The 25,870-nt window shown below is 67.3% G+C and carries 23 protein-coding genes; 7 read left to right on the top strand and 16 right to left on the bottom strand.

Annotated features, from left to right (window positions below):
* Positions 1–24 precede the first annotated feature (24 nt).
* The 6 genes from HIV01_RS14630 to HIV01_RS14605 form a co-directional block, all read right to left on the bottom strand.
* A complete protein-coding gene (locus HIV01_RS14630; protein ID WP_200608270.1) occupies positions 25–1,083 on the bottom strand; it encodes a fimbrial protein in 1,059 nt (352 codons plus the stop codon).
* A gap of 15 nt (positions 1,084–1,098) precedes the next feature.
* Complete coding sequence (locus HIV01_RS14625; protein WP_200608268.1) at positions 1,099–3,675, bottom strand: fimbria/pilus outer membrane usher protein; 2,577 nt, start codon at positions 3,673–3,675, stop codon at positions 1,099–1,101.
* Positions 3,676–3,774: 99 nt separating this feature from the next.
* The gene (locus HIV01_RS14620; RefSeq protein WP_245156821.1) at positions 3,775–4,467 is read right to left on the bottom strand and encodes a fimbria/pilus periplasmic chaperone; all 693 of its coding nucleotides are present in this window, start codon (positions 4,465–4,467) and stop codon (positions 3,775–3,777) included.
* Positions 4,468–4,619: 152 nt separating this feature from the next.
* A complete protein-coding gene (locus HIV01_RS14615) occupies positions 4,620–5,171 on the bottom strand; it encodes a fimbrial protein (RefSeq protein ID WP_200608264.1) in 552 nt (183 codons plus the stop codon).
* A gap of 29 nt (positions 5,172–5,200) precedes the next feature.
* Complete coding sequence (locus HIV01_RS14610; protein ID WP_200608262.1) at positions 5,201–5,758, bottom strand: fimbrial protein; 558 nt, start codon at positions 5,756–5,758, stop codon at positions 5,201–5,203.
* A gap of 298 nt (positions 5,759–6,056) precedes the next feature.
* A complete protein-coding gene (locus HIV01_RS14605; protein ID WP_200608260.1) occupies positions 6,057–6,689 on the bottom strand; it encodes a response regulator in 633 nt (210 codons plus the stop codon).
* Between the two features lie 147 nt (positions 6,690–6,836).
* Between HIV01_RS14605 and HIV01_RS14600 the strand changes: the two genes are divergently transcribed.
* The 3 genes from HIV01_RS14600 (at position 6,837) to HIV01_RS14590 (ending at position 12,939) form a co-directional block, all read left to right on the top strand.
* Positions 6,837–11,240, top strand: coding sequence for a transporter substrate-binding domain-containing protein (locus HIV01_RS14600; RefSeq protein WP_200608259.1), 4,404 nt, complete (start codon positions 6,837–6,839; stop codon positions 11,238–11,240).
* Positions 11,241–11,431: 191 nt separating this feature from the next.
* The gene (locus tag HIV01_RS14595) at positions 11,432–12,046 is read left to right on the top strand and encodes an outer membrane beta-barrel protein (protein WP_200608257.1); all 615 of its coding nucleotides are present in this window, start codon (positions 11,432–11,434) and stop codon (positions 12,044–12,046) included.
* A gap of 257 nt (positions 12,047–12,303) precedes the next feature.
* Positions 12,304–12,939, top strand: coding sequence for an outer membrane beta-barrel protein (locus tag HIV01_RS14590; protein WP_200608255.1), 636 nt, complete (start codon positions 12,304–12,306; stop codon positions 12,937–12,939).
* Positions 12,940–13,014: 75 nt separating this feature from the next.
* On the opposite strand, the gene HIV01_RS14585 is transcribed toward HIV01_RS14590, so the two are convergent.
* From HIV01_RS14585 to HIV01_RS14565, 5 genes are all read right to left on the bottom strand, one after another.
* On the bottom strand, positions 13,015–14,028 hold the full coding sequence (locus tag HIV01_RS14585) for an NAD(P)H-dependent glycerol-3-phosphate dehydrogenase (RefSeq protein ID WP_425600236.1): 1,014 nt from the start codon (positions 14,026–14,028) through the stop codon (positions 13,015–13,017).
* Positions 14,029–14,056: 28 nt separating this feature from the next.
* Positions 14,057–14,578 (bottom strand): protein-export chaperone SecB, encoded by a 522-nt coding sequence (secB, locus tag HIV01_RS14580; protein ID WP_200608252.1) that lies wholly within the window; start codon positions 14,576–14,578, stop codon positions 14,057–14,059.
* Positions 14,579–14,764: 186 nt separating this feature from the next.
* Complete coding sequence (locus HIV01_RS14575) at positions 14,765–15,202, bottom strand: rhodanese-like domain-containing protein (RefSeq protein ID WP_200608250.1); 438 nt, start codon at positions 15,200–15,202, stop codon at positions 14,765–14,767.
* Positions 15,203–15,334: 132 nt separating this feature from the next.
* Positions 15,335–15,763, bottom strand: coding sequence for a hypothetical protein (locus tag HIV01_RS14570; protein ID WP_245156820.1), 429 nt, complete (start codon positions 15,761–15,763; stop codon positions 15,335–15,337).
* A 67-nt stretch (positions 15,764–15,830) separates the two neighbouring features.
* A complete protein-coding gene (locus HIV01_RS14565) occupies positions 15,831–16,364 on the bottom strand; it encodes a YiiD C-terminal domain-containing protein (RefSeq protein ID WP_200608249.1) in 534 nt (177 codons plus the stop codon).
* Positions 16,365–16,417: 53 nt separating this feature from the next.
* On the opposite strand from HIV01_RS14565, the gene HIV01_RS14560 reads away from it, so the two are divergent.
* The 3 genes from HIV01_RS14560 to HIV01_RS14550 all read left to right on the top strand — a co-directional run bounded on the left by HIV01_RS14560 (position 16,418) and on the right by HIV01_RS14550 (position 19,512).
* A complete protein-coding gene (locus HIV01_RS14560) occupies positions 16,418–17,170 on the top strand; it encodes a uroporphyrinogen-III synthase (RefSeq protein WP_200608247.1) in 753 nt (250 codons plus the stop codon).
* A gap of 165 nt (positions 17,171–17,335) precedes the next feature.
* Entirely contained in the window at positions 17,336–18,238 is a 903-nt protein-coding gene (locus tag HIV01_RS14555; protein ID WP_245156818.1) for a uroporphyrinogen-III C-methyltransferase, read from the top strand.
* Positions 18,239–18,261: 23 nt separating this feature from the next.
* The gene (locus HIV01_RS14550; protein WP_200608244.1) at positions 18,262–19,512 is read left to right on the top strand and encodes a heme biosynthesis HemY N-terminal domain-containing protein; all 1,251 of its coding nucleotides are present in this window, start codon (positions 18,262–18,264) and stop codon (positions 19,510–19,512) included.
* 46 nt (positions 19,513–19,558) lie between these two features.
* Here the strand turns inward: HIV01_RS14550 and HIV01_RS14545 are convergent, their stop codons facing one another.
* On the bottom strand, positions 19,559–20,836 hold the full coding sequence (locus tag HIV01_RS14545; protein WP_200608242.1) for an acetyl-CoA C-acetyltransferase: 1,278 nt from the start codon (positions 20,834–20,836) through the stop codon (positions 19,559–19,561).
* Between the two features lie 117 nt (positions 20,837–20,953).
* Here HIV01_RS14545 and HIV01_RS14540 point away from each other — a divergent pair, with 117 nt between their 5' ends.
* Positions 20,954–21,871, top strand: a complete 918-nt coding sequence (locus HIV01_RS14540) for a hypothetical protein (RefSeq protein ID WP_200608240.1) — start codon at positions 20,954–20,956, stop codon at positions 21,869–21,871.
* A gap of 19 nt (positions 21,872–21,890) precedes the next feature.
* Here the strand turns inward: HIV01_RS14540 and HIV01_RS14535 are convergent, their stop codons facing one another.
* The 4 genes from HIV01_RS14535 to HIV01_RS14520 all read right to left on the bottom strand — a co-directional run bounded on the left by HIV01_RS14535 (position 21,891) and on the right by HIV01_RS14520 (position 25,674).
* Complete coding sequence (locus tag HIV01_RS14535; protein WP_245156817.1) at positions 21,891–22,403, bottom strand: GNAT family N-acetyltransferase; 513 nt, start codon at positions 22,401–22,403, stop codon at positions 21,891–21,893.
* A gap of 8 nt (positions 22,404–22,411) precedes the next feature.
* Complete coding sequence (locus HIV01_RS14530; RefSeq protein ID WP_200608239.1) at positions 22,412–22,978, bottom strand: superoxide dismutase family protein; 567 nt, start codon at positions 22,976–22,978, stop codon at positions 22,412–22,414.
* Positions 22,979–23,185: 207 nt separating this feature from the next.
* The gene (gene ntrC / locus HIV01_RS14525) at positions 23,186–24,589 is read right to left on the bottom strand and encodes a nitrogen regulation protein NR(I) (RefSeq protein ID WP_200608237.1); all 1,404 of its coding nucleotides are present in this window, start codon (positions 24,587–24,589) and stop codon (positions 23,186–23,188) included.
* A complete protein-coding gene (locus tag HIV01_RS14520; protein WP_200608236.1) occupies positions 24,586–25,674 on the bottom strand; it encodes a two-component system sensor histidine kinase NtrB in 1,089 nt (362 codons plus the stop codon). The genes ntrC and HIV01_RS14520 overlap by 4 nt, the downstream gene beginning before the upstream one ends.
* Between the last annotated feature and the right edge of the window lie 196 nt (positions 25,675–25,870).

Here is a 25,870-nt window from a genome sequence, read left to right as displayed (position 1 = left end):
GGCGCTGCTGGCAGGGCATCGCCGCTACTGGTACGACAGGGTGAAGGTGGCGATTGCGTTGGCGGTTCCCGGGGAGATGCTCGCGCTGTTTCGTATGTACTGAACTTCCAGCGGAACGTTCACCTGCCCAGCCACAGCCGAGCTGGCAGGTTTGATTGCAGTACCGCTTCCCGGCGATCCGCTTGACGAGAAGACGACCGGCTGCTTCGCCCAGAGCAACTGCAGCGCGATGCCCGAGGAGGTCGAATCAGCCGTAAGCGAAAGGCGGTCAGTCCCGTTGGCCGGATTGCTGCCGTCGCTCATGGTCACGGTCGGCGCAGCATTCGCTTCGCAGGACAAGCCGAGGTTGAAGCCGGTTCGCGCCGACGTGGCATTGAGGCTGTTGAGAGATGCCCTCGAAACCGTAGGCAGGCGGACTTGCATCGAGGGAACCGCGGCAGTGCACGTCGGAATCGCCGCGACCGAATAGGAGAGGGTCATTCTGCTTCCGGGGCCTGACTGGTTCGCGTATTCCTGACTTGGCACGTGGAACTCGAATGGAATCGAGTAGGCGCCTGACTGAACGGTAGCCGCTATCTTGACCAGCTCGAACGTCCCGACAAGCGTGGTCCCAGTATTCGGCGCGGGCCCCATGTCAAAGCCCCAACCGCCGCCATAGGGCTGAGCTGTCAGGACAGCGTCAGATCCGCCCCTCACGCGAAATCCGATTCCGGTGTTTCCGGGCGCCAGCGTGAAGACATCCGGAGAAGCGGTGGCGTTGGCGCTGCCAGCACTGGTCGACATCAGCCACCGGCTCCCGGCTGTGAACGTGTAGTTCGTGCAGGTCACCGGAATATTGAACCCGACCGAGGCCCCTGGAATCGTTGCTCCGACAGCCAGGTTCGACAGCACGTGCACGCTTGGCAGGCTCAAAGTCAACGGCAATGGCGCGGTGCAATCGTTGTAGATGGCAAACGACGGCAGCGCATAGGCCAGGAGAACCAGCGACAGAAGCGATGTAACGACGCTGCGGCAGGTTTTCATCATGGCCACCGTGGAAAAGTTGTCAAACGCGGGCCGGTGTTCGGCGACGGCCCGCGACAATGCGGACGATGATCGTCATTGGCATTTCGCATCCACCGTCGTGTAGCTCATCCTGGTGTTGACACTCTTGGGCAGCGCATAGCGGAGCTTGCAGGTCTCGTCCACCGCCGGCCCCCAACGCACCGTCAACTCGCCCTCGTCGGACCCCAGATTTCGCGCGATGACCTTGCCGGCCTGCGCAACAGTGCCGATGCTGATGCCCTGGTCGTCGAGCACGTCAGCGCCGAACGGCAAGGGCTGGCCGTTCACACGGCTGGTGCGCAGGATCGCCGCGCGTCCCGCGCTGGTAGCGGCAAAGCGGACCAGCGTGATCGCACCCGATGTGGGTATCGTCTGCTCCTGCGTCGAGTCGAGCTGGACGTTCAGCGGCAGGCCCGCCGGATCGAGGTCGATCGAGCTGCGCGTGAAGGGCGACAGGTTCGAGACCACGGCATGGCCCCAGCGGTCGACCCGCAGACCGCTGCCGTTGGAGACGATTGCGCCCTTGGCGCCCTTCGCCTCGACGATGGCGATGGTGTCGCCGAGAGTCGGCGTGAAGGTGACGCCATCGGCATAGGCAACGACGCCGCCGGAAACGCCAGCGCTGACCTGGCTGTAGTTGTTGGACTTGCTGGCGCTGCCGGTAATCGTCGTGGTCGGCAGGGCGTAGGAGGCGTTCGCGCCATACATGCTTGAGCTTTCCGCGCCACCGCCACGGCTGTGGTTGGCGTTGACGCCGTATGTGAAAGCGTTGTCGCGCCCCAACGTACCGGTCACCGACTCCTGGAAGGTCGCTGCGCCTGTCGAGTCGCGCTGCAGACTGGTCTGCGAGTACGGCGCGCGCGGGGACGATCCCAGCGGGATGCCCACGGTCAACATCACCCGGTTGTCCCATTGGCCACGGCTCTGGTCGAACTGGCGCGCGGCGGAGAGACCGAAGTTGATGCGCTTGTAGCTGTTGTTGTAGCCGAACTGGTACTGCGTGTCGGTCTGGTTGCGGTTCCAGTAGTCCTGGCGCGAACCGGTGAGGTAGAACGTGCCCCACCCGGCCGGCAATGCCTGGTTGACCGTCAGCTGCAGGCGGCCACGTTCGCGGTCCGGCGTGGGCAGCAGATCGTCCGGGGCGCGGGCGTTGAGCGCGACCGCATCCTCCAGATCCAGGAAGCCTTCGCTGGAGTAGCGGTAGGCCGCAAGCGTGAGGTTGGTATTGGTCGGAGCGAGCAGCTTGCTGTAGCTCAGCCTGACGCTCTGGCCACTGCGGTCCGGCTCATGGTCGAGCTTGGCGCTGGACTGGGTGATATCGAGGCCGAGTGCACCGAGCCGGGTGTTGAGCGCGGCACCGGCGGCAACGGCCTGGTAGTCCTTGGTCAGCGTGGTGCCGCCATAGGCGGTGACACGATTGCTGAGACCACGCTGGTAGGTGCCCTGCAACAGCTCCGGCTCACTGTCGACCGTCGGATGCCGGTACAGTCCGGCCGTCAGGCTGTAGCGTCCGACACCCGGCCGCAGCGCGTTCACCGCGGCGGAGTAAGGCACCTTGGAAACATTGACGCGGCCATCGGCTTCGGTGACCACGACTTCCAGATCGCCGCCGTACCCGCTCGGGTACAGGTCATTGATCTCGAACGCACCGGGGGTGACGTTGGTTTCGTACAGGATGCTGCCACCCTGGCGGACCTGCACGCGCGCATTGCTGTTGGCGATGCCGTGGATCGTCGGCGCGTAGCCACGCTGGGATTCCGGGTACATCCGGTCATCGCTGGCCAGCTGCACACCGCGGAAGCCGAAGCTGTCGAAGATGGTGCCATCGGTGTAGGCATCACCGATGGTCAGCTGGCTTTTGATCGGGATGAGTGAACGCTGTGCATAGGTTTGCACACCGTCGTAGTGGCCGCCCTTGTTGTCGTCGTAACTGGAGTTGCCGATGTGCCGCAGGCGCCACGGCCCGATGTTGGCGCCGGCGTTGATGCCGACATAGCCCTGGGTGATCGCGTTTCCCTGCAATTCGGCACGATAGGCGTTGGCGTTGTACTGGAGGCGGAAGGCGTTGATGCCTTCGTCCCAGAACCTGGGATCGACGTAGCCACGTGCGTGTCGATCGAGGGCGGCTTGCGGGATGCCGATGTCCAGTCGCTGCTCGCCGTTGTCGAATACGGCCGTAGCCCCTTCGATGACCGTCGGCAAGGTGACGCACGTTTCGGTGGTGGCGCTCTCCAGGCGCGCCATGCTTTCCGGCGTGAGCCTGGCCATGTCGATGCCGAGGCGACCGATCAACTCCAGGTCGAAGCAGGGCTGGATGTCGTTGCCGCCGGGTGCCAGCGCTCGCAGGGTGATATCGACCTTGCCGAGGACCTGCTGGTTGACCTGCAGGTCCGCCAGGTAGGTGCCCGGCAGCGCGGCATTGCCCTTGGCAAAGCGACTCAGGTCGACGCCGGCGCCGCCACCCTCGAAGGCGTGCATGAAGGCTTCGTTGAACTCGACCAGGCTGCCCGAATCATCCGGGTTCGGACCGCCTGCCCATGCGCCGGCATTGCCACTTGTCAGCAGTGCCGCGACGGCCAGGCTGATCGGCCGATGACGTGGACGCTGACGATTGGAGTATTGCTTGCGCATGCTTCTGGTTCGACCGGGCAAACCGCGCCCCTGCCGAGTACGCGGCATCGACGGGAAGTTCATGGGATGCGGGCCGCAACTCGGCGCCGCCGTGGATGGTCAGGGCGCGAGGCCCTTTGAAGCCCCCTGTCCGCTCAGTGCGGCCTCGCCATCGATCGGCCCACCGTAGTCATTGATGGCGTGGTAGTTGACCTTTGCCATGGAGGTCGTTGGCACGTCTCCCTGCAAAGCGAATGCGCGGGTTTCTCCCGGGGCGACCATGCCACCGTCGGTGAAGCGCGCGGTTCTGCCGCCTGCGCTCACATCAATCGATGCGAACGACACGAAGTACGGCGTCGGGTTGTGTGCCTGGAGGGCATCGCGACCTGCGTCCTTGACCGGGCTCCAGCGTATCTGTGCCGGCGCCGTCGCCGCGTCGGCAGCCTTCAGTGACGCGGGTCGGAAGAAGAGCTTGATGCGTGTGCGAAATGCCATCTGCAGCAGGTTGGTCCCGGCTGCATCCGCGCCGGGCTTGGGAGGCACTTCCAGCAGGTTGAACCAGAACACCGACTCCTTGTCCTGCGCCATCGCTTCGCCCGTGTAGATGATCCGCACCGCCTGGCCCTTGCCCGGATCGATGCGTGCAACCGGCGGTGTCACGGTGAAGGGAACATCGATGGTCGATGGCGCCGCATCGGGATCTCCGCGATCCAGCCAGACCTGGGTCAGGGCCGGCGTCTGCCCGTCGTTGGTCAGCTTGATCGTCACCTCTTGCTGCTGCGCGGGATAGACGACGCGCGTCCCGGCGATCACCACAGAGGCGTCAGCGTTGGACGCGCACAGTCCGCCGACCGCCAGCAGGCAGGCCGAAGTGAGTGTCCTGAGGTCCTTCAATGCATTCATGGATTTATTGGTATCCGCAAGTGGACGGAGGAGTACCCTCCTCCGTCAGCCGCGACCTCAACTCAGTTGTAGGCCATGGAGTAGGTGACGCTCGAGGTCACCGCGCCCGCCACGAGCGCCGTCGTCGAGACGCGGTGGTAGCGGGCGATGTAGTTGAGCGTCGCCGCGCCGGTGGTGATGGTGCTCGGGGCGGAATTCTGCGAGGCGTCGCTGGTGCCAACGGCGATCACCGAGCGGTCCTGGTTGAGCAACTGGATGCGCAGGCCCGCAGAGGCACCGGCGCCGCTGGTGAGCAGCTCTCCGGTGGCCGCATCGACGTTGGGACCCGACTCGAAGCGCGTGCGGACCGTGCCGGTAGCCGGCGTGCAGGAAGTGAGTGCGATCTGGAACGCCGTTTCGGCCGAGGTCGCGCCGACGATGGCCAGGCTCGACTGCGTCGCGGCCGGCAGCGTCACGCTGACGTTGCGGTTGCCGTCTGCGGCGGTGCCGTTGATCGAGCACGTCTGGGCAGTGAGCTCACCGGTGAAGTTGATGGTGCCGTCGGAGGCGAACGCAGCCTGCGATGCCAGCGCGATGGCGCTGATCGCCATGGCCTTGAGGAGAGTGCTTTTCATGTGTCAGTACTTCCGGAAAGGTGGTGCGGTCAGTTGTAGACCAGCGAATAGGTCACGTTCGACGCGATGACGCCCGTGCCCAGTGCGGGCAACGTCGATGCGCGCTTGTAGCGGGCGAAGTAGTTCAGGGTGACCGCACCGCCGGCAGGAATGGTCTTGGCCGTGGAGTTCTGCGAAACGTCCGGCGCGCCGATATTGATGACCCCGCGGGTCTCGTTGAGCAGCTGGATATGCAGGCTGGACGTACCGCCGACGCCGCTGGTGATCAGCTCGCCCGTCGCGGCATCGACGTTGCTGCCCGGTTCGAAACGAGTGGCCACCGTGCCAGAGGCCGGAGTGCAGCCGGTCAAGGCGATCGAGAACGGCGTCTCGCCGGCGACGGAGTTGAGCGCCGTCAGGCTCGACTGCGGCGTCTTCGGCAGGGCTACAGAGATGTTCCGGTTTCCGTCGGCTGCGACGCCGTTGATCGAACAGGTCTGACTGGTGATCGAGCCGGAGAAGTTGATGGTGCCGTCCGAGGCGGATGCCGAATGCGAGGCCAACCCGATCGCGCCGAGCGCGAAGGTGCCGAGGATCTTGGTTTTCATACGGGTCCAGGTAGAGAGGGTCAGGGGATGACGACGTGTCTGCGGGAGTCGTTTTCGAACCACAGGCCCGGGCATGTCAGTGACCCGCCTGCTTGCAGAACGGCGCAAGGTTAGGCACGCACCCGTACGGGGGGTATGAGAATCGTCCTATTTTCCCGACAATTCGCAGCTGGCTGAGGGAAGGCGGACGCCTGGCCAATATCTGCAGAAGGTACGTTTGCCGGTTTGGCAAACCACATGGGCTTGCGCGCGATCTGGCGCCGTTGCTGCTGTCTCGTCGCGCCGTTGCGACGCGCGATCAGGCCAGCAAACCGTGCTCGCGTGCGTAAGCGTAGACCTCGAGATCGGTCTTGAGGCCGAGCTTGGCCATCCCGTCCATCTTCTGACGGCTTACGGTCTTGATGCTGCGATCGAGCTGCTCGGCGATCTGCGAGACCGTCAATCCGGAAACGAACAGTCGGAGAACTTCAGTCTCGCGCGGCGACAACGGCAGCCGGGTGGAATCATGACCTTCCATCTGCTCCAGCTGAAGGCCACCGCTGGCGCTGACGTATTCGCGGCCGTGGGACACGGCCTGGATCGCCAAGGGCAACTCCGACAAGGCGTCGGACTTGTTGAGCAGGCCGCGCACGCCGGTGGCGAGAATCGAACTGAGCACGCCGGGATTGTTCATCATCGTCAGGACGATGATCGGCAGTTGCGGCCACTGGCCGCGAAGGGCCTCCAGCATCGCCAGACCATCGCCCAGCTGGCCACCGGGCATGCTGAAATCCGTCAGGAGCACATCGCATTCATGATTTGCGAGCGCCGTGAACAGCTCATCGGTGCTGCCGGCCTCGGCAACAACCTGCAGGTTGTTGCGTTCCAGCAAGGCCCGAACGCCGCTGCGGACTATCGGATGGTCGTCGGCCAGAATTATGCGTAGCGTCATGACTTCATTGCGGCCTGTTCATGCTTCGATCATCGCTCGCAGGATCGGCATCCGCAACTCGACAATCACATTGAGACGATTCTGATGGAGGCGCGACCCCTCGCTCACTAGGGTGGTTCGTTCAGGGCCCCATTCAAGGGATTGGTCGTGCCATCCCGAGTCGAAACCCTTTGCCTGGCGAGTGCAACGTCACTGGCCGCGTTGCTGCTCGCCGCATTGCGGTTCGCCGCGATCATCGCATTGACCGGCGTGGCGTTCCCGCTTGGCGCGCAGCCCGGCGCCGTGGCGACGCTCGATGCCGAGGAAGCGCAATGGCGACGCGATCACGCTGTCGTGCGGGTGGGTGTGTTCGCCGGTGACCACCTGCCTGCTGAAACCTGGGTCGCCGGCCACCCGGAAGGATTGGGGCCCGATTACGCGCGGTTGCTCGCGGCAAAGGTCGGCCTGCGCCTGTCGTTCGATCCTTTCACCGACTGGGAGACCATTTCCTGGCCGGCCGCTTCGCTGACCCCGCGCTACGACCTGTTGCTGGGACAGCCGGACACGCCTGCGCGGCGCGGCCACTTCGCGTTCCTTCGCCCCTACCTGAAGGGCTGCATCATGCTGGTGGCGCGCCGCGGCGACGCGCGTATCCGCGACGAAGCCGACTTGGCACGGGCGCGCATCGTGGTGGAGCGCCGCTACGTCGAATCGGCCGGCCTGGTGTCGAAGCATTTTCCGCGGGCGATCATCCTGTACGCGCAGGACGGACGTGAGGCCCTGCGCATGGTCGCCGACGGCGAAGCCGATGCTTACGTCGGCAACACCGAATACCGCACGCGCACGCTGCTGCACCAGCGCACCGTCGATGACCTGGTGCTGCTTGGTGCGTTGGACATGCCGCCGCTGCAGGTCGGCCTTGCGGTGCCGGCGCGCGAAACGATGCTTCTGCGCGTGCTGCGCAAGGCCGAAGCGGCGGTCAAGCCGGAAGAGCTGCAGAGCCTGCAGGAACGCTGGGGCGTCGGCATGCTGCCATCGGCGTCGGTTACGCCCGGCGTCCTGAGCAGTCACGAGCGTCGCGTTCTGGAAGGGCTGCCGGTATTGCGGCTGGGCTACGAGACCAATCGTCCGCCGTACTCGTTCGTCAATGTCGACGGCGATTTCAGCGGGATGGCGGCCGACTACGTCAAGGTTGTGCGCAGGGTGCTCGGGCTGCGGCTCGAGCTGGTGCCTGCCAAGGACTGGACCGACCTGCAGCGAATGGTGCACGCCGGCGAGATCGACCTGGTCGCAGCGGCCATGGCCGAAGACTTCCGCGGCGACGACCTGATGTTCAGCAGGCCGTACGAGCGTTTTCCGGAAGTCATTGTCGCGCGCGTCCACGGACCCACCGTGGCCGGTCCCGAAGACCTGCGCGGGAGGCGCGTCGCCGCGCGCGCCGAAGCGGCTCTGCTGGCACGCCTGAAGATCGTGCTCGACCAGAGCACGCTGGTGCCGGTGGGCAGCAACGAGGACGGCCTGGCCCTGGTCGCTGATGGCAAGGCCGATGCGTTCGTTGGCACGTTTCCGGCGATCGATGCGTTGATTCGCGACCGTTACGCTGCGCGCCTGCAAATGGTCGGACCGACCGGTCTCGATCACGAACTGGCGTTCGGTGTACGCCACTCGCGCTCGGCATTGCTGCCTCTGGTCAACAGCGCACTGGCGGGGATCAACGAGGATCAGAAGCAGGCGATCCGCACGCGCTGGCTGAGTAACGAGTACAGCGTCGGCGCGCCCTGGGGCTGGGTGCTCGGCATCGTCCTGGCCGGCCTGGCCATTGTCGGCGTGATGGCGGTTGCGCAACTGAGCATGCGTCGCCAGATGCGCGCGCGCACCGCGGCCGAACGCAAGCTGGCCGACCAGTTGCAGTTCCAGGAACGGTTGCTCAACAACATCCACTATCCGGTGTTCGTGAAGGACACGCAGGGCCGCTACCTGGCGGTCAACCTGGCCTATACGCTGCGATACGGCGTCGAGGAGAGCGACCTGGTCGGGCGCACGCTGCTGGAAACCCGGCACCTGCCGCAGGTCGAGACCGGGGCCATCCATGATTTCGAGATGTCGGTCTTCACGACCGGCCAGCAGCTGAGCAAGGAGCTTCGCACCGAGACGCCCGACGGTGGCGAACGCCATGAGTTGCTGTGGATCCAGATGTTCGAGCTCGGCGACGGTGAACCGGCCGGCCTGCTCGGCACGGCGGTCGACATCACCGAGATCCGCGCCGCCGAAGCGCGTGCACGGGCCTCGGAGCTGCGCCTGGCACAGATCGCGCGGACCCTTCCCTCGGCGGTGTTCGAGCTGCGGGTGTGGCCCGATGGCAGGCGCGAGTTCACCTACGCCGACGGTGACACCTTGTCGACCATCGGCATCACGCCCGAAGAGATGATGGCCGACGAGGCGCTGGCCTTCTCGCACGTGTATGTGGACGATCGCCAGCTGGTCGCCGACAACGTCGCTGCTGCCGCAGCTGCGATGCGGCCGATGCCGCAGTTCGACATACGCCTGCACTCGGTGCGGGGACTGCGTTGGATCCGCACGGCGGGCGGTCCGCCTCGGCACGGCCCCGACGGTTCGGTGGAGTGGAGCGGTTACTGGGTCGACGTGACCGACAGCCATGAGCAGGCCCAGGCGCTGGCCCGCGCCAATGCCGAAGCCAAGGCGGCGGTGGCGGCGAAGGCGGCGTTCCTGGCGATGATGAGCCACGAGATCCGCACGCCGATGGCGGGCGTGCTGGGACTGGTCGAACTGCTGGCACAGACGCAAACCGATCGCGAGCAGGGACAGATGCTGGCGATGGCGCAAGACTCGGCACGCACGCTGCTGAAATTGCTTGACGACATCCTGGATTTCTCGCGGATCGACTCCGGCCGCCTCGCACTGGAAAGAACTCCTTTTGACCTGCGCTCGCTTGTCGACGGCGTGATCGGCCTGTTCACCGCCAAGGCACATGCAAAGGACCTGCGACTGTACTGCGTGCTCGACTGGCGACTGGCGGCGGAGTTCGCCGGCGATGCAGTGCGCGTGCGCCAGATCATCACCAACCTGCTGAGCAACGCGGTCAAGTTCACCCATCGCGGCCAGGTCGAGCTGCGAATCGAACTCGTCGAGGAGCACTGTGCCGAAAGCGTGGACCTGCAGAAGCTCCGCATCACCGTCAGCGATACCGGCATCGGCATTTCCGGCGAACAGTTCCTGCGGCTGTTCCGACCGTTCACGCAAGCGGAGTCCTCCACGAACCGTCGCTTTGGCGGCTCGGGCCTGGGCCTGATCATCTGCCAGCGGCTGGCCAACCTGATGGGTGGGACCGTGCAGTTGGAGAGCACTGCCGGCAAGGGCACGCGCGCCATCTTCGAACTGAGCCTGCCGGTCGTCGCGAAGCTGCAGCCCTTGCCGGAGTTCGCCGGCAAGCCGGCGGTCGTGTGCACGAAGGACCCGACGTTCGCTGTGGAGTTGGCCAACGCACTGTCGTCGATGGGCTTCAGCGTCGTCGAGGTCGAGGCGTCGGACCTGCCAACGCTGGACTGCGATCGTGCCGAACTGTTCCTGGTCGATCGCCACATGGAGGAAGCGGGACAATTGCCGCCACGCGGGCGCTGCCTGTTGCTGGACGACGCCGCCAACCAGCGACTGCCGGCCGATCGCGCCCAGGCACCCGAAGCGGTCGTGCATGGCAACCCGCTGCTCTGGCGCGCGCTGCGCGATGCCTGCCGCGCGGTGTTCGAGCAACCCACGGCGATCGAAACCGAGCGCGGCCCGACACGACACGCGCTGCAGGCCGCGCGCATCCTGGTTGCCGAAGACCATCCGGTCAACCGGGCGGTGGTTTCGCTGCAGCTGAACCATCTGGGCTTCGAGTGCGTGCTGACCGGTGACGGCGAGCAGGCGCTGGCGTCGTTGTGCGCTGGCGACTTCGCATTGCTGATCACCGATTGCGACATGCCGAAGATGGACGGTTACACGCTGGCCCGAAGGATCCGCGCGGACGAAGCCGGCCAAGGGCGGCGGCTGCCGATCATCGCGCTGTCGGCCAGTGCGCTGCCCTCGGATGTGGAGCGCTGCAGCGACGCCGGCATGGACGGGTTCCTGGCAAAGCCCATGACGCTGCAGGAACTGGAAACGATGCTGGCCAGGCACTTGCCGGCGGGACCGGGGGCAACACCGGTCATTGCCGCGCCGGTCATGGTGGCGCCGGTGCTTGCCGATCCGATGACGCTACTGACCGAATCACTCGGCAGCACTGAAGAAGCACGACGCCTGCTGCACGAACTGCTATCAACCTGCCGCGATGACATGAGCGCGTTCGATCTCGCGCTCGCATCCGGCGACACGCGCATGCAATGCAAGTTGCTGCACCGGATGAAGGGCGCGTTGGCACTGTTGCGCGATGTGTCGCCAGCGAACACCGACGAGGAATTGATCATCCCGCTGGTCAACCAGCGCGACGCGTTGCTGCTTCGGCTCGACAGACTCGACAGGTTGCTGCGTGCATCCGACGTGATTCCGGTCGACGCCAACGGCGCCTGCAACTAGCGCATCGCTCCACGAAGCGCACGCGACCGCAGCTTCGCGCGGTTAGTTCCTGCACGGCTGAGTTTACTATTCAGGTTAAATTTCGGTTACGTCAGGATACTGTCGCCACCGGTGCCGGAAATCGTTTCCCCCGAATGACTCTGATGTCGAGAGTGCGGCACCGGATCCAACCATAACGAGGCTGAGACCTTATGAAGCGTTCCCTGCTTGCCGCCCTGACCCTGCTTGCTGCCGCCCCGATCGCCGCTTCGGCTGCCGAAGGCGTGTCGTACAACTACGTCGAGGCCGGCTACGCCGCCACTTCGGCCGACAACAACAACCTCGATGCCGACGGCTGGGCGATCAACGGTTCTGCCGCCATCGCGCCGAACTTCCACATCTTCGGTGGCTACAGCGGCCAGAAGACCGACGACTTCAACACCGCGCTCGGCCGCGTCGATGGCATCGACGTCGACCAGTGGAACGTTGGCGTCGGCTACAACCATGAACTCAACTCGCAGGTCGACCTGGTCACCCGCGTCGGCTACCAGAAGGCCGAAACCGATGGTTATTCCGTCGGCGGCCTGAACTTCGGTGGCAACGATGCCGACGGCTGGAATGTCGAAGCTGGCGTGCGCGCCGGCCTGACGCCGAACATCGAAGGCTACGCGATGGCCGGTTACGAAGACTACGAACGCGTCGATGGCGAGTTCTACGGCCGTGTCGGCGCCCAGGTGAAGTTCAACCAGACCTGGGGCGTCAACGGTGAGGTCAAGTTCGTCGACGGCTACACCTCGTACTTCGTCGGTCCGCGCATGAGCTTCTAAGCGGCACCTGGCATTCTCCCGCACTGCGGGAGGATGCGATGTACCAGCAAGTGCTTCATCGCGATTGCTCTCTCTCCCCCAAGTCGCGATCTGGAAGCCCGGCCATCAAGCCGGGCTTCTTTTTTGTGCGCGCTTGCAAGTGGGACCTGCTTTGCACTTCAGGCTTCGGGTCTCGGCGAATTGTTACGAATTCGTGAAGTTTGGCGATAATGCCGCGACCCCGCAGCCAGCGGGCCGGAATTCACAGAAGGGACACCATGAAGAAGCAACTCATCCTTGCGCTCGCGATCGCTGCCGCACCGTTTGCCGCCAGCGCCGACGGTCACAGCTACACCTACATCGAAGGCGGCTACGCCCAGCTCAACCAGGAGCTGCCGCAGGTCGAAGGCTTCCGCATCGATGACGCCGAGGCCGCGGGATTCTTCATCGGCGGTTCGGCCGCATTGGGCGAGACGTTCCATGTGTTCGGCAGCTATCGCAACGGCGATGACGACATCGGCGTGTCCTCGCCGGTCTTCGGTGACCTCGGCGACGCCGGCATCGACATGAACCAGGCGATTGTCGGCCTCGGCTATCACCACAGCCTGTCGCAGCGCACGGACCTGATCACCGAGCTGAGCTACCTGAGCACCGAGATCGACGTCGAGAACGACGGCGAAGGCAGTGTCGATGGCGACGACTTCCGCGTTGCGGTCGGCGTGCGCCACCTGATCGCCGACAATGTCGACATCTGGGCCAAGGGCAACTACACCGATGGCGATGTCTACGACAGCGCCTTCAGCGCCACGCTCGGCCTGCAGTACCACCTGACGCCGGTCTGGGGCATCGTCGGCGAAGCCGAGCTGGGCGACGAGTTCACGCAGGTCACCGTTGGCATGCGCGCCAGCTTCTGAGCGAAGCCAAACGCAGCAAGAAAAAACCCGGCTCAGGCCGGGTTTTTTTGTTCTGCCCGATGCGTGCGGGTGCGATCAACCGAACAGGTCGCGCGGATACTCGGGCTTCTGTTCCCGCGACAGCAACAGGCGCAGGCCTTCGGCCGGCGTGATCTCGCCGTGCAACACCGCCTGCACCGCGCTGGAGATCGGCAGTTCCACGCCGTGACGCTCGGCCTGGCGCATGACTTCGTCGGCGGTCTGCACCGATTCGACCACCTGGCCGATTTCGCGCACGGCATCGGCGATCGACTGGCCACGGCCGAGTGCAAGACCCAGGCGGCGGTTGCGCGACAGGTCGCCGGTGCAGGTGAGCACCAGGTCGCCCAGGCCGGCCAGGCCCATCAGGGTTTCGGCCTTGCCACCGATGGCGTGGTTCAGGCGCAGCATCTCGTTGAGGCCGCGCGTGATCAGGCCGGCGCGCGCGTTGAGGCCGAGCTGCATGCCGTCGGCAACGCCGGTGGCCACGGCCAGCACGTTCTTCATCGCGCCGCCCAGTTCGGCACCGAGCATGTCGTTGCCGGTGTAGGCGCGGAAGGCCGGGCCGTGCAGCGCATCGGCCACTTCCTGGGCGAAGTCGGCGTGGCTGCCGTGCACGGTCAGTGCGGTCGGCAAACCCTGTGCGACTTCCTTGGCGAACGACGGGCCGGTCACCACCGCCAGCGGCACGTCGGCGCCGAGTACTTCCTCGGCGACCTCGTGCAGGAAGCGGCCGCTGCCGGGCTCGAAGCCCTTGGTCGCCCAGGCCACGCCGGCGTGGGCAGGACGGTGCGGTGCGAGTTTGCGCAGCGTTTCGGCGAACGCGTGCGACGGCACCACCACCAGCACCAGGTCGGCGCCCTGCAGGGAGGCGGCCAGGTCGGTGGTCGCGCGCAGCGACTCGGGCAGGGTGATGCCCGGCAGGTAGCGCGGGTTCTCGTGGGCGCCGTCGATGGCCGCGACGCCGTCGGCGTCACGACCCCACAGCACGGTCGGATGACCGTGCCGTGCGATCAGGGCGGCGAGGGCGGTGCCCCAGGAGCCCGCTCCCAGAACCGCGACGGTGGGCAATGCGTTCGCCTCCATGCCGCGGTCGCGATCAGGCGTTGCCGGCGGTCTCGGCGTCGGCCAGGCCGGCGTCTCCACCCTGCTGGGCGGCGCGCTGGCGCAGGCCTTCGGCGTACAGCGCTTCGAAGTTGATCGGCTGCAGGTAGAACGGCGGGAAACCACCGGTCTGGATCAGCTCGCTGATCAGCTGGCGTGCGTACGGGTACAGCACGTTCGGGCAATGGGTGCCGAGCATGCCGTCGAGGGTCTGGGGGTCGAAACCGGCCAGGCCGAACACGCCTGCCTGCTTCACTTCGGCCACGTACATGGTCTTGTCGCCGGCGTTGCAGGTCAGGGTGATGCCGAGCACGACTTCAAACGCGTTCTCGTTGAGGCGCTGAACGCTCTGGTTGAGGTTCATCTGCAGCTGCGGCTGGGCCTGCTCGTTGAACACGGCCGGTGCACCGGGGACCTCGAAGGAGACGTCCTTGGCGTAGATCTTCTCGACGGTGAATGCCGGGCCGGTGTTGGCTTCGGCAGACGCTGCGCCGCCGTTGACGTTTTCTTCGGACATCTCGTAACTCCAGACAATTAATGCGGAAAGTGGTCGATTATGGCACGCACCCTGGGTGCGGCCGGCTGTTCAGATTGCGCGAGGTGAAGTGTCTGCGGCAAGCCGTCATCGCCTTCCCCATTCAATCCCCAAAGGCTGTGTTTGGGGCGCCGCGACGGCTATCAAGCCCGCCGCGACAAACTCTCGTCAGGCGCGGCCCTTCACCAGCGGCAGGTCGGCCTGCTGCCAGGCGGCGATGCCGCCGTCGAGCCAGAAAACCTTGGTGAAGCCGGCCTTTTTCAGGCGCTTGGCGGCATCGGCCGAACCCTGGCCGGTGCGGCACACGACCACGACCGGAAGCTCCCTGGCATTGGCCAGCAGCTTGTTTTCCGGATCGAACTGGCTGGGCTGCACCGACTTGCTGCCGGCGATATGACCCTTCTCGAAATCGTTGCTCGCCGACAGGTCGATGACCAGCGCGTTGTCGCGGTTGATCAGGCCGGTCAGCTCGGCCGGGCGCAGTGCCTTGTAGCCACGGAACAGGCGGGCGATCTCGACGTAGATGATCGCAATGGTCAGGCCGACCAGCGCCAGCGACAGGTAGGTGTGGCGTTCGGCGAAGGCCAGCAGTTCTTGGAAGGTCACGGCATCACGGCAGCTGAAACGGGGGCGGGATTGTCTCCCAGTGCCGGCGGCGGCGCAAAATTCCGCGGCCGGCGCCCTTCCAGCGGGTGTCCGGCCCTCGCCTTCACGGGCAAAGACCGGAGGCGAAGTGGGTTACTGGCCGTCCCAGAGGTCCGGCAGGCCGCCGGTGGTCCACCAGGTCTTGGCTTCCTCGTCCCAGCGCCATTGTTCGCGGAAGCGCACGGTGCGCTCGGCCTGGGTGTGGCGGTTGACCACGCCGATCTCGATTTCGCGGACGGCCACCCCGGCCTTCCAGTCGACGCTGCTGCCGCGGTCGCGGTAGGCGGTGATCTGGACCTGCTCGTAGCGCGCCAGCTCGAGGTCGCTGACCGGGTGCTCGGCGAGGAACGCCGGGTCGATCAAGGTCAGGGCGGCGTCGAAATCGCCCCAGCGGATGGCACCGGCCCATGCGTACTGGTTACGGTCCAGGGAATCGGTCTTGCGGCTGGCTGCGGCACTGCCGGCGACCGCCAGCAGGCCCAACAGCAAGGCCAGGCTCATCAGTTGGGTCAGACGGCGCATTGAGACAGTTCCCCCGGGTTCCGACGCCATCCTAAGGGCAAACCGCGGCGAGTGGCCGCGGTCGGGATCACACCCGCGGGGGTTGCTTCAGGATCGCGACATAGCGGGCGGTGAACTCGGTGGCGACGCCGCCGTCGGGCAGCATCGCCCGCGCCACCAGGCCGGTACGGGCGCGGCCGCGCTCGCGCAGGGTGGCGATGAAACCGGGCCAGTTCGAATCCGGCGCCAGTTCGGCCTGCACGTCCAGGTCGGCGAACAGCGGCGCCAGGTAGCGGATCTGGCTGTCGGCGACGAAGACCTCGGCCTCCAGCCCGGCGGCCTCGATGTGCAGCGACACCACACCCCAGGAGGCCAGGGTCATCATCGACGCCAGGCTGCCGCCAAAGGCGCAGCCCTTGTCGTTGACGTGGCGCGACAAAGGCGCGTGCAGGCAAAGGCGCTGACCGTCGTAGCCGGCAATCCGCACGTCCATCGCGGCCACGGGCGGCATCGACTGGTAGTGGTGATGCAGCCGCTCGAGTGCGGGAGCGTGTTCGTAATCCTGTTCGGGACTGCGGAACTCGGAAGCGTGCTGTTCAAGAGCGTGGGGGTCGTGATTCATCCGGCGTACGTACGAGCAATGGGGGATGCGGGCGGGGCGGCTATGCTGTTGCCATGCCAACCCCTGCGCCGCCCGGATGGTACGTGATCTCGCTGCGTCCGCGCGGCGAGCATGCCCCGTTGCGTCGCGCCGCGGCCCGCGCGGGTGCCGGATTCATCGCACTTTCGCCTTGGCAACTGCAGTTGCGTGACGACGATCGCACCCGCGAGGCATTGCGTCTCGCGCTGCACGCGCCGCGCGTCGTCGTCACCAGTCCGACCGCGGTGCGTGCTGCCCGTTCACTGCACGGCCCGCTGCAGACTCGCCAGGACCAGCGCTGGTTCGCCGTCGGCAGTGGCACCGCTGCGGCACTGCGTCGTGCCGGCGTGACCGCGGTGGAGGCGCCGTCGCGGATGGACAGCGAAGGCCTGCTGGCACTGCCGGGATTGCAGGATCTGTCCGGCGTCGAGCTGGGCTTCATCAGCGCGCCGGGCGGTCGTGGCGTGCTGGTGCCGGCGTTGCAGGCACGCGGTGCGCAGGTGTTGCGGGTCGACGTCTACGAACGTGTCGCGATCGCGCCGTCACCGCGCTCGGTCAAACAACTGCTCGCGGTGACTGCGCCGACGGTGATTGCGCTTTCGAGTGGCGAGGCACTTGAGACGATCCTGACGTCGTTGCCGGCATCGGCCCGGGAACGGCTGACGCAATCGCGGGTGGTGGCGGCGAGCGAACGGCTCGCAGAATTGGCGCGGCAATCGGGCTTCGGCGCAATAGCGGTCGCCGCCAGCGCCCGCCCACGCGACCTGCTCGCCGCCGTGCAGCCGTAATGCCCGACTTGCCGGCGGCAGGGCGCATCGCATCCGGTAGCATGGCGCCCGTCCCCACCTGCCCTGACCGTTGCCGTGTCCACCACGCCTGAATCAAACCCCGCAACCGCTCCTGCCGCGACCGCACCGCGGCGATCGCGCGGCTGGCCCTGGCTGGTGGTCCTGGTGTTGGTTGCCGGCGCCGGCAGTTACGGCTGGATGCAGTGGCAGGCCAGGCTCGAGCGCGAACGCGCGCAGGCCAGTGATGCCGGTCAGCGCCTGGACGCACTGGATGGTCGCATCGATGCGATTCGTCGCGACCAGCGCGCGCAGGTGCAGCGACTGCAGCAGGCCGACGCCACCAACCGTGTCCTGCGCGATGAGCTGCTCGGCATCGGCCAGCGCGCGGCGCTGCTGGAGGACTCGGTGTCGAAACTGGCCGATCCGGATCGTCACGGCGCCCAGGCGCTGCGACTGGACGAAACCGAACTGCTGCTCAGCCTCGGCCAGCAGCGGTTGTTGATTGCCGGCGACCTCGATGGTGCGCGCCGTGCGTACGCGCTGGCCGGGCATGTGCTCGACGGCGTCGACGACCCGGCCTACCTCAGCCTGCGACAGACGCTGCAACAGGAAAGCGCGGGACTGGAGGCACTGCGTGCCGAGCCGCGCGTGCAGGCCATGGCCGAACTCGATGCGCTTGCGCAGACCGCCATGGTGGCGCCGACCGACACGACCGCGCAGACCGAACCGGAGGCACCCTGGTGGCGCCGCGCGTTTGCCACGCTGATCGACGTGCGTCCGAGCGATCGTGCCGTCGCCGTGCAGGCCTCCGATCGCGTCGCTGCGATGGCCGGCCTGCAACTGGAGATCTCGCTGGCGCGCGCTGCCGCCGAGCGCCGCGACCAGGCCGGATTCCGCGCCGCGTTGCTGCGCGCCGAAGGCTGGCTGGCCAGGCTGTGGCCGGAGTCGCCATCGTTGCAGCAACAACGCGAGCAGATGCGCGCACTGGCACAGCGGCCGCTTTCACTGACGCTTCCAACCCTCGGCAGCACACTGCAGCAGCTGCGCCAGCTACGCGCGGCAGACTGACGGACGCAAAGGAGTTCGCGCCCATGAACATCTTCCGCAACCTGCTGTTCTGGATCGTGTTGGCGCTGGCCGGAGCGCTGGTTGCCCAGGTGCTGTTGCAGGATCCAGGCTACGTGCTGGTGCGCTACGGCGGCAACGACTACATCACCAACGTGCCCAAGGGCGCGCTGATGCTGTTGCTGGTGGCCGCCGGATTGTGGCTGCTGTGGAAACTGCTCAACCTGCCGTTCGTGGCGATGCGCCGGCACCGCAAGCGCCAGGCGCGCGCCCAGTTGATCGATGGCCTGACCGCACTCGACCAGGGCCAGTGGAGCCGCGCCGAGAAGCTGCTCGACCAGGCCTCCGCGCAGGACCAGGTGCGGGCACTGGCACATGCCGGCGCGGCGCGGGCCGCCGCGGCTCGTGGTGACGACGCCGCGGTGCAACGCCATCTGGACGCACTCGACGGCGGCCATGCCACGGCGCGCGCGCTGGCGAACGCCGAACTGTCGCTGGAGCGTGGACGTCCCGCCGAGGCGCTGGCCGCGCTCGACGCCGTCGCTGCCGCGCCGTTGCCGCCGCGTGGCCTGGCATTGCGGGCACAGGCGCTGGTCGCGCTGGGACGCAGTGGCGAGGCCTACGGCCTGCTCGGCGCCCTGCGCCAGCAGCAGGTCTGGCCGGCCGACCGCCTGGCCACTGCCGAAGCGCAATGGGGCGCAGCCTCGCTGCGCGAAGCCGGCGATGCCAACGTCCTGGCCGATCGCTGGGAAGCACTGCCCAAGCCATTGCGCAGCGATCCGGCCGCCGTGGCCGCCTATGCCGAACGTGCGGCGGCGCTGCGCTGGGACGAGGCCGCGGCGAAGAGCATCGAGCAGGCGCTCGATGCGCGCTGGGACGAATCACTTGCCGGGCTGTACGGACGCCTGTCGATCGGCCGCCTCGACGCGCGCCGTGGCAACGCGGAGCGCTGGCTGGAAGCACATCCGGCAAGCCCGGCGCTGCTGCTGACGCTGGCCCGCCTGGCACGTGCACAGGGACAGTGGCCACAGGCGGAGACGTACCTGCATCGCGCGCTGGCTCAGGGTGCCAACAGCGAAGCCTGGGAAGAACTCGGGCATGGCTTCAGCCAGGCCGGCGACGACAAGCTTGCGCGCCTTTGCTACGCCAATGCGCTCATCGCCGCGCGTGGCGCCGTGACGCAGGAACTGCCCGGGCGCGACATGCGCCAGAAGATTTTCGACGAGGCCGTGGTCGAGGAACGCAACGAGCACGGCGTACCGCGACTGCGCGGCTGAGGAAACTTGTTGAGGGGGGAGGCACTGACGCGCCTCCCGTTGCGCCTCAGCGCTCGAGGATCGCCACCACGCCCATGCCGCCGGCGGTGCAGATCGACACCAGGCAACGACCGCCGCCACGCTGCTTGAGCTCCTTCGCGGCGGTGGCGACGATGCGCGCGCCGGTCGCGGCGAACGGATGGCCGGCTGCCAGCGAGGACCCGTTCGGGTTGATCTTGGCCACGTCGATGCGACCCATCGGCGCTTCCAGGCCGAGGCGGTTGCGGCAGTACTCCTCGCTCTCCCACGCGCGCAGCGTGCACAGCACCTGTGCGGCGAAGGCTTCGTGGATCTCGTAGAAGTCGAAGTCCTGCAGGGTCAGGCCGTTGCGCTTGAGCATCTCCGGCACGGCCACGGTCGGCGCCATCAGCAGGCCTTCGCCATGGACGAAGTCGACCGCGGCGACGTGCGCGTCGCGCAGGTAGCACAGCACTTCGTGACCGTGCGAACGCGCCCACTCCTCGGAGGCCAGCAGGCACGCGGAGGCGCCATCGGTCAGCGGCGTCGAGTTGGCGGCGGTCAGCGTGCCGCGGCCGGAAGTCTTGTCGAAGGCCGGCTTGAGCGAGGCCAGCTTTTCCAGGGTGCTGTCGGGACGCAGGATGTTGTCGCGCGAGACACCGCGGAAACTCACCACCAGGTCATCGAAGAAACCGCGCTCGTAGGCGGCGGCGAGCTTCTGGTGCGACGACAGCGCCCATTCGTCCTGCGAATCGCGCGAGATGTTCCACTGCTTGGCCATGTCCTCGCAGTGGTCGCCCATCGACTTGCCGGTGCGCGGCTCGGCCACGCCCGGGAACTCGGGCTTGAGTTCGCGGAAGTGGAAACCCTTGAACGCGGCCAGCTTGTCGCGCGGCGTCTTGGCGCGCGCGGCTTCGAGCAGGCGACGACGCAGCTTCTGGCCGTAGACGATCGGCACGTCGGAGGTGGTGTCGGAGCCGCCACCGATGCCGACTTCGATCTGCCCGGCGGCGATCTTGTTGCCGATGTGCACGATCGAGTCGAGCGAGGTGCCGCAGGCGCGCTGCAGGGTGATGCCCGGGGTCAGCGGTGACAGGCCCGAGGACAGTGCCGCCTCGCGGCCGAGGTTCCAGTCGCTGGAGTGCTTGATCACCGCCCCCATGGCCACTTCGCCCAGCTGCTGGCCATGCAGGCCGTACTTCTCGACCAGGGCGCCGAGCGTGCGCACCGACATGCCCAGGTTGCCGACGTCCGCATAGGCCGTGTTCTGGCGGCAGAACGGGATACGGACGCCACCGAGCACGGCAACGGGACGGGCAGGACGCATCGTTACACCTCACGCAAAGAGCAGAAGGGGATGAAAACCCGGGCCTTAACGGCGGCACGGGCATAATGTCCCGCAGTGTAGCGCCGCCTTCGCGTGCGACCAAACGCCACCGTATCCATGAGTCTTGCCGGCCCCGCCCCCACTGCCCCATCCACCACCCTGCACGTGCTCGGCGCGCTGGCGCTCGAGCTGCGCGGCGACGCCCCGGTGTCGCGCCAGACCCTGGCGCAGGCCGAAGTCGGCGCGCTGGCCGAGCTGGTCGCCCACGACCTGGCCGGTTTCGCCCCCGAGGCGGCGGCGCTGGAGCTGGTGACCGTCGGCGCCCATTACGATCCGGTCGAGTTGCTGCGACCGGGCTGGCCGCTCCACCAGGAACTCGACCAGCTGGCGGCGCGGGCACCGCGTTCAGCGACGCAGCCCGGCGGCCGGATCATCGCCTTCGGCGCGCACGATGCGCAGCTGCCGGGCGCGCTGACGCCTTCGCCGGACTTCGCCGGCGGACCGTTGCGGCTGGTGCCGTTCGTCCTCGGCGGCGATGCCGATGTCGCCACCCGGGTCGGCGACGCATTCGAACGCGAACTGCTCGAACGCGGCATGGCCGGCGCGGCGACCGCGCTGGCGGCGCAGGAGGCCTTCGGCCTGCAGGTCGAACACGCGCGCTACCTCACCGTGCACGACCTCGCCGCAATGATGGCGATGCAGTACGACCACGCCGGCCTCGGCCCGCTGTGGCCGCTGCTGGAAACCGCGCTGCTGCAGCCCGAGGGCGAGCACTGGCTGGATGCGCCACCCGAACCGCTGGTGCACTACGCCAACGGCGAGGCCCGCATCGCGCTGTTCGAACCGCGTGCCTGGAAAGCGCGCTATGCCACCGAGGCGCCCTGCGAGACGCCGGAGTGCCGCGCAAAGCTCGAGCGGCTGCACCAGCACTTCCAGTCGCGCCAGCGCCAGATCGCCGCGGTGCTGGGCGCGCACGGCGTGACGGTGAACTTCGTGCATTGCGCGGGCGAACAGGCGCGCGAAGCGCTGGATTGAGCCGCTACGGAGTGCCGCACTACGAAGTGCGGCCGAACTCCGTTTCATAGATCGCATAACCCGCATCGACCATGCCCAGCGCCTGGTAGGTGCGATGCGCGTTGGCATTGTCGCGTTCGACATACAGGCGCAGGCCAACCACGCCCGGCGTGTTGCGTGCGAGCGTCTCGACGTGGCGGTACAGCGCCGCGAACACACCCTGGCGGCGATGCGCCGGGGCGACGTACACGCTCTGTATCCACCACCAGTCGCCGTTGCGCCAGTCGCTCCATTCGCGCGTGAGCATCAGCGTGCCGGCTGCGCTGGCGATGGTCTCGCGTCCGGCGACGGTGGCTTCGCGTACCGCGAGGAAGTAGCGCGCCTTGCCCGGGTCGGCGATGGCCGCCTCGACACCGGCCGCGACCGTGTCCGGGTCGAGTTGCTTGTGCTCGGTTTCATAGGCCATCGCCAGCGCCCACTGCGTGAGCAGGTCGCGGTCGTGGGCAATGGCCGCCCTGATCCGCAGCGGCGCCTGCACCTGATGGTCGGTCACGGTGGCGATTACTGGGTGACGGTGATGACGCCGCAGGCGATGCGGCCGCCTGCATTGCCGGTGGGCTGCGTCTTGTAGTCGTCGGCACTGGCGTGGACGATCACCGCCTTGCCGGCGACATCGTTCGCGGCGCCGCCGCCGAGGGTGACGCCCTTGGCGTGCACGTTGACCTTGGCCACGCCTTCACCGTCGGCGACGATGTTGTTCATGTCGCCGCCGTGGTGCGCGCCGCTGTCGACCTTGCCGTGCGGCGAAGCGGACGGATTGAAATGACCGCCGGCGCTGCTGGCATCGGCGGCACTGCAGTCGCCCTTCTCGTGGATGTGGATGGCGTGCGTGCTGTAGGGCGCGAAGCCACCGATCTCGCCGGTGAGATGCACGCCGTCACCCATCGGCACCACGCTGAGCTTGCCGCTGACCAGGCTGGCCGACGCCGAGGCGAGGTTGACCGTCGCCGCCTTCGCCGTCGACACGGCGGTGGGCGTGGCAGGTGCCTTGGTCTTCGGCGCGGAACTGCAGGCGGCCACGGCCACCACCACGGTGGCGGCGAGCAGGGTATTCAGCGTGGTGTTCATCGACCTCTCCATGTGTGGACGGACCCGGCGAGCGGACCCCTGTGCAAAGCCGGATCGTCCCGCAGCCTAGCCGCGTGCCGGTCATCCAGCGGTGAAATGACGCCCCGGCCGTTGTTCACGCGAACCTTGCAAACGGAGCCGGCGCTTTACAGTGAAGCTTCCCGCATCGACTACAACGATGTTCGAGCGCTTCATTGCCGCATCTGCTCAGGTTCTGCGCCTTCCCGGGCCAAGTTTTCGCGTGAGCGTGTTGCGACCCAGGCCCAGGCGTGCCGCCGCCTCGGTGCGGCGACCGCCGGTGTGCTCCAGCGCAGCCTCGAACAGGACACGCTCGAAGCGTTCACGCGCCTGCGCGTGGATGTCGTCGCTGCCCAGCGCGAGCTGTGCGCGTGCCCATGCGGCAAGCCGCGTGTCCCAATCATCGTCGTCGCTGCCCGTGCTGTCCTTGCCCGGCGTGGCGGCAAGCGCTTCGTCGACATCGGCGCGCGCGATGATCTCGGCTGGCGCGAGCGCGGCCAGGCGCCAGCACAGGTTCTCCAGCTGGCGCACGTTGCCGGGCCAGTCGTAGCCGAGCATGCGTTCGAGCGCCGGCTTGGCCAGCCGCTTGGCCGGCGCTTCGAATCGCGCCGCGGCTGAAGCGAGGAAGCGCTCCGCCAGGCGCGGGATGTCGTCGCGTCGTTCGCGCAGCGGCGGCAGGTGCAGGCGCACGACGTCGAGGCGATGCAGCAGGTCGGCGCGGAAGCGGCCGTCGGCCACCAGTGCCTCCAGGTCCTGGTGGGTGGCGGCAATGACCCGCACATCGACGCGGATGAGTTCGCGGCCGCCGACGCGGAAGAACTCGCCCTCGGCCAGCACGCGCAGCAACCGCGTCTGCAGCGGCAGCGGCATGTCGCCGATCTCGTCGAGGAACAAGGTACCGCGATGGGCCTGCTCGAAGCGGCCGGTATGGCGACGCTGGGCACCGGTGAAGGCGCCGGCCTCGTGGCCGAACAGTTCGCTTTCCAGCAGCTCCGACGGAATCGCGGCGGTGTTGAGCGCGACGAAAGGATGCTCGGCGCGCGGCGACTCGCGGTGCAGCGCGCGCGCCACCAGCTCCTTGCCGGTGCCGGTCTCGCCAGTGATCAGCACCGACAGCGGCGCCTGCGCGAGGCGGCCGATGGCGCGGAACAGCGTGCGCATCGCCGGCGTGTCACCGATCAGCGCGTCGTCCTTAGGCAGCTCGACCTGCGCGGGCGCGGCACTTTCGCCCACCGCAGCGAGCGTGCGCGCGGCAAGCGCCACGGCTTCATCGAGATCGAAGGGCTTGGACAGGAATTCGTGGGCACCGCCGCGGAAAGCGCCCGCGGTGCTGGCGACGTCGGTGTAGGCGCTCATGACGATGACCGGAAGCTGCGGCACCTGCGCCTTGAGGCGTTCAAGCAGCACCAGCCCGTCGTCGCCGGGCATGCGCACGTCGGTGAACAACAGGTCCGGGGCGCCGCGCTCGGCCAGCGCGGCCAGGGCATCGGCGGTGTTTTCGAACCCGTCCACCTTGTAGCCGGCTTCGCGCAGTGCGGTTGCGAGCACGAAGCGCACGCCGCGATCGTCATCGACCACCCAGACCCTTTTCACGCGCCTTCCTCTTCATCGATCTGCAGCGGCAACAACAAGGTGAAAACGGTGTGGCCCGGGCGCGAGCGGTAGGCCAGCGAGCCGCGGTGCTCGCGCGCGACCTGCTGCGCCAGCGCCAGGCCCAGCCCGCTGCCTTCGGCGCGGCCGGACACCAGCGGCAGGAACAACTGCTCGGCCAGTTCCTCGGGAACACCGCGGCCGTCGTCGACGATCTCCAGTCGCATCGCGATCGCATGCACGGCATCGCCGATCCGCACCGCATGCTCGGCACGCGTGCGCAGGGTGATGTTGGCCGCGCCGGCTTCGATCGCGTTGCGCACCAGGTTCCATACCGCCTGCACGAGGCGATCGGCGTCGCCGCCGAACTCGGGCAGGCTCGGGTCGTAGTCGCGCACCAGGCGCACGGCCCAGCCGGCGTCGCTTTCGGCCAGGCGCAGCACGCGCTCGAGCACGGCGTGGATGTTGAGCGGCGCATGCGGGCGCGGTGGCGCCGGCGTCAGCAGCTGGTCCACCAGCGCGGTCAGGCGCTCTACTTCGCTGCCGACGAGGGCCACCAGCTCACCGGCGTCGCCGCCGTTGCCGCTGTCGGCATCGATCCGTCGCGCCAGCAACTGCGCCGCGCCCTTGAGCCCGGCCAGCGGATTGCGCAGCTCGTGCGCCAGGCCCTTGAGCGAGGCCGACAACGCCGAGGGCAACAGCAGCGCCGGATCGTCGCCGGGAAACTCGTCGACCGGATGCGCCTCGAGCAACCAGCCGCCGTCCTCGCGCCGGCTCAGCCAGACATCGGCGAAGCACTCGTCGCCATCGGCGAAGCGCAGCCGGCTGCGGCGCAGGCGCAGGGGGGCATCGGCGGCCGCATCGAGGCGGCGCATGGCATGGGCGAGGTGGCCGTCACCGCCGTCGAGCCCGGCCAGCGGCCAGGCCACCAGGCGCCGGGCGCTGACCCCGAGCCAGCGCGAGAAGGCGGCGTTGCAACCGACGATCGCGCCTTCCTCGTCGCTCCACGCCAGGGGCGTGGTCAGGCCGTCGAGGTCGGGCCGGTCGAGGTCGGGCCGATTGGAACCAGTCGGTACGGGCGCGGACATTGCACCATGTTAGTGCAAGAGGCCTGCTCCACGCTCCTTCGCCCTGTCGCTTCACGACCGGTAGAGAGCGCGCGCCCGACGCATCGACAGGCGAAGGCCTTTCACGCTGCAGCAACGGTTGCGAGCGCATCAAGCCAAGGCGCCGGTGGTGTCCGGCGCGCGGGCGGCGCATGAACGCCATCTGCCGCAGCCGCCA

Source organism: Lysobacter arenosi (genome assembly GCF_016613475.2).
In the GTDB taxonomy this organism is placed as follows: Bacteria; Pseudomonadota; Gammaproteobacteria; order Xanthomonadales; family Xanthomonadaceae; genus Lysobacter_J; species Lysobacter_J arenosi.
The sequence above is the reverse complement of the archived record's forward strand: the minus strand, read 5'-3'. Positions and strand labels throughout refer to the sequence as shown.

Coding starts and splice junctions, on each gene's coding strand:
- HIV01_RS14570 (WP_245156820.1), bottom strand. CDS start 15,763: ATGCGCCGTCTGACCCAACTGATGAGCCTGGCCTTGCTGTTGGGCCTG.
- HIV01_RS14625 (WP_200608268.1), bottom strand. CDS start 3,675: ATGCGCAAGCAATACTCCAATCGTCAGCGTCCACGTCATCGGCCGATC.
- HIV01_RS14610 (WP_200608262.1), bottom strand. CDS start 5,758: ATGAAAACCAAGATCCTCGGCACCTTCGCGCTCGGCGCGATCGGGTTG.
- HIV01_RS14595 (WP_200608257.1), top strand. CDS start 11,432: ATGAAGCGTTCCCTGCTTGCCGCCCTGACCCTGCTTGCTGCCGCCCCG.
- HIV01_RS14605 (WP_200608260.1), bottom strand. CDS start 6,689: ATGACGCTACGCATAATTCTGGCCGACGACCATCCGATAGTCCGCAGC.
- HIV01_RS14590 (WP_200608255.1), top strand. CDS start 12,304: ATGAAGAAGCAACTCATCCTTGCGCTCGCGATCGCTGCCGCACCGTTT.
- secB (WP_200608252.1), bottom strand. CDS start 14,578: ATGTCCGAAGAAAACGTCAACGGCGGCGCAGCGTCTGCCGAAGCCAAC.
- HIV01_RS14545 (WP_200608242.1), bottom strand. CDS start 20,836: ATGCGTCCTGCCCGTCCCGTTGCCGTGCTCGGTGGCGTCCGTATCCCG.
- HIV01_RS14550 (WP_200608244.1), top strand. CDS start 18,262: ATGAACATCTTCCGCAACCTGCTGTTCTGGATCGTGTTGGCGCTGGCC.
- HIV01_RS14520 (WP_200608236.1), bottom strand. CDS start 25,674: ATGTCCGCGCCCGTACCGACTGGTTCCAATCGGCCCGACCTCGACCGG.
- HIV01_RS14540 (WP_200608240.1), top strand. CDS start 20,954: ATGAGTCTTGCCGGCCCCGCCCCCACTGCCCCATCCACCACCCTGCAC.
- HIV01_RS14530 (WP_200608239.1), bottom strand. CDS start 22,978: ATGAACACCACGCTGAATACCCTGCTCGCCGCCACCGTGGTGGTGGCC.
- HIV01_RS14565 (WP_200608249.1), bottom strand. CDS start 16,364: ATGAATCACGACCCCCACGCTCTTGAACAGCACGCTTCCGAGTTCCGC.
- HIV01_RS14560 (WP_200608247.1), top strand. CDS start 16,418: ATGCCAACCCCTGCGCCGCCCGGATGGTACGTGATCTCGCTGCGTCCG.
- HIV01_RS14615 (WP_200608264.1), bottom strand. CDS start 5,171: ATGAAAAGCACTCTCCTCAAGGCCATGGCGATCAGCGCCATCGCGCTG.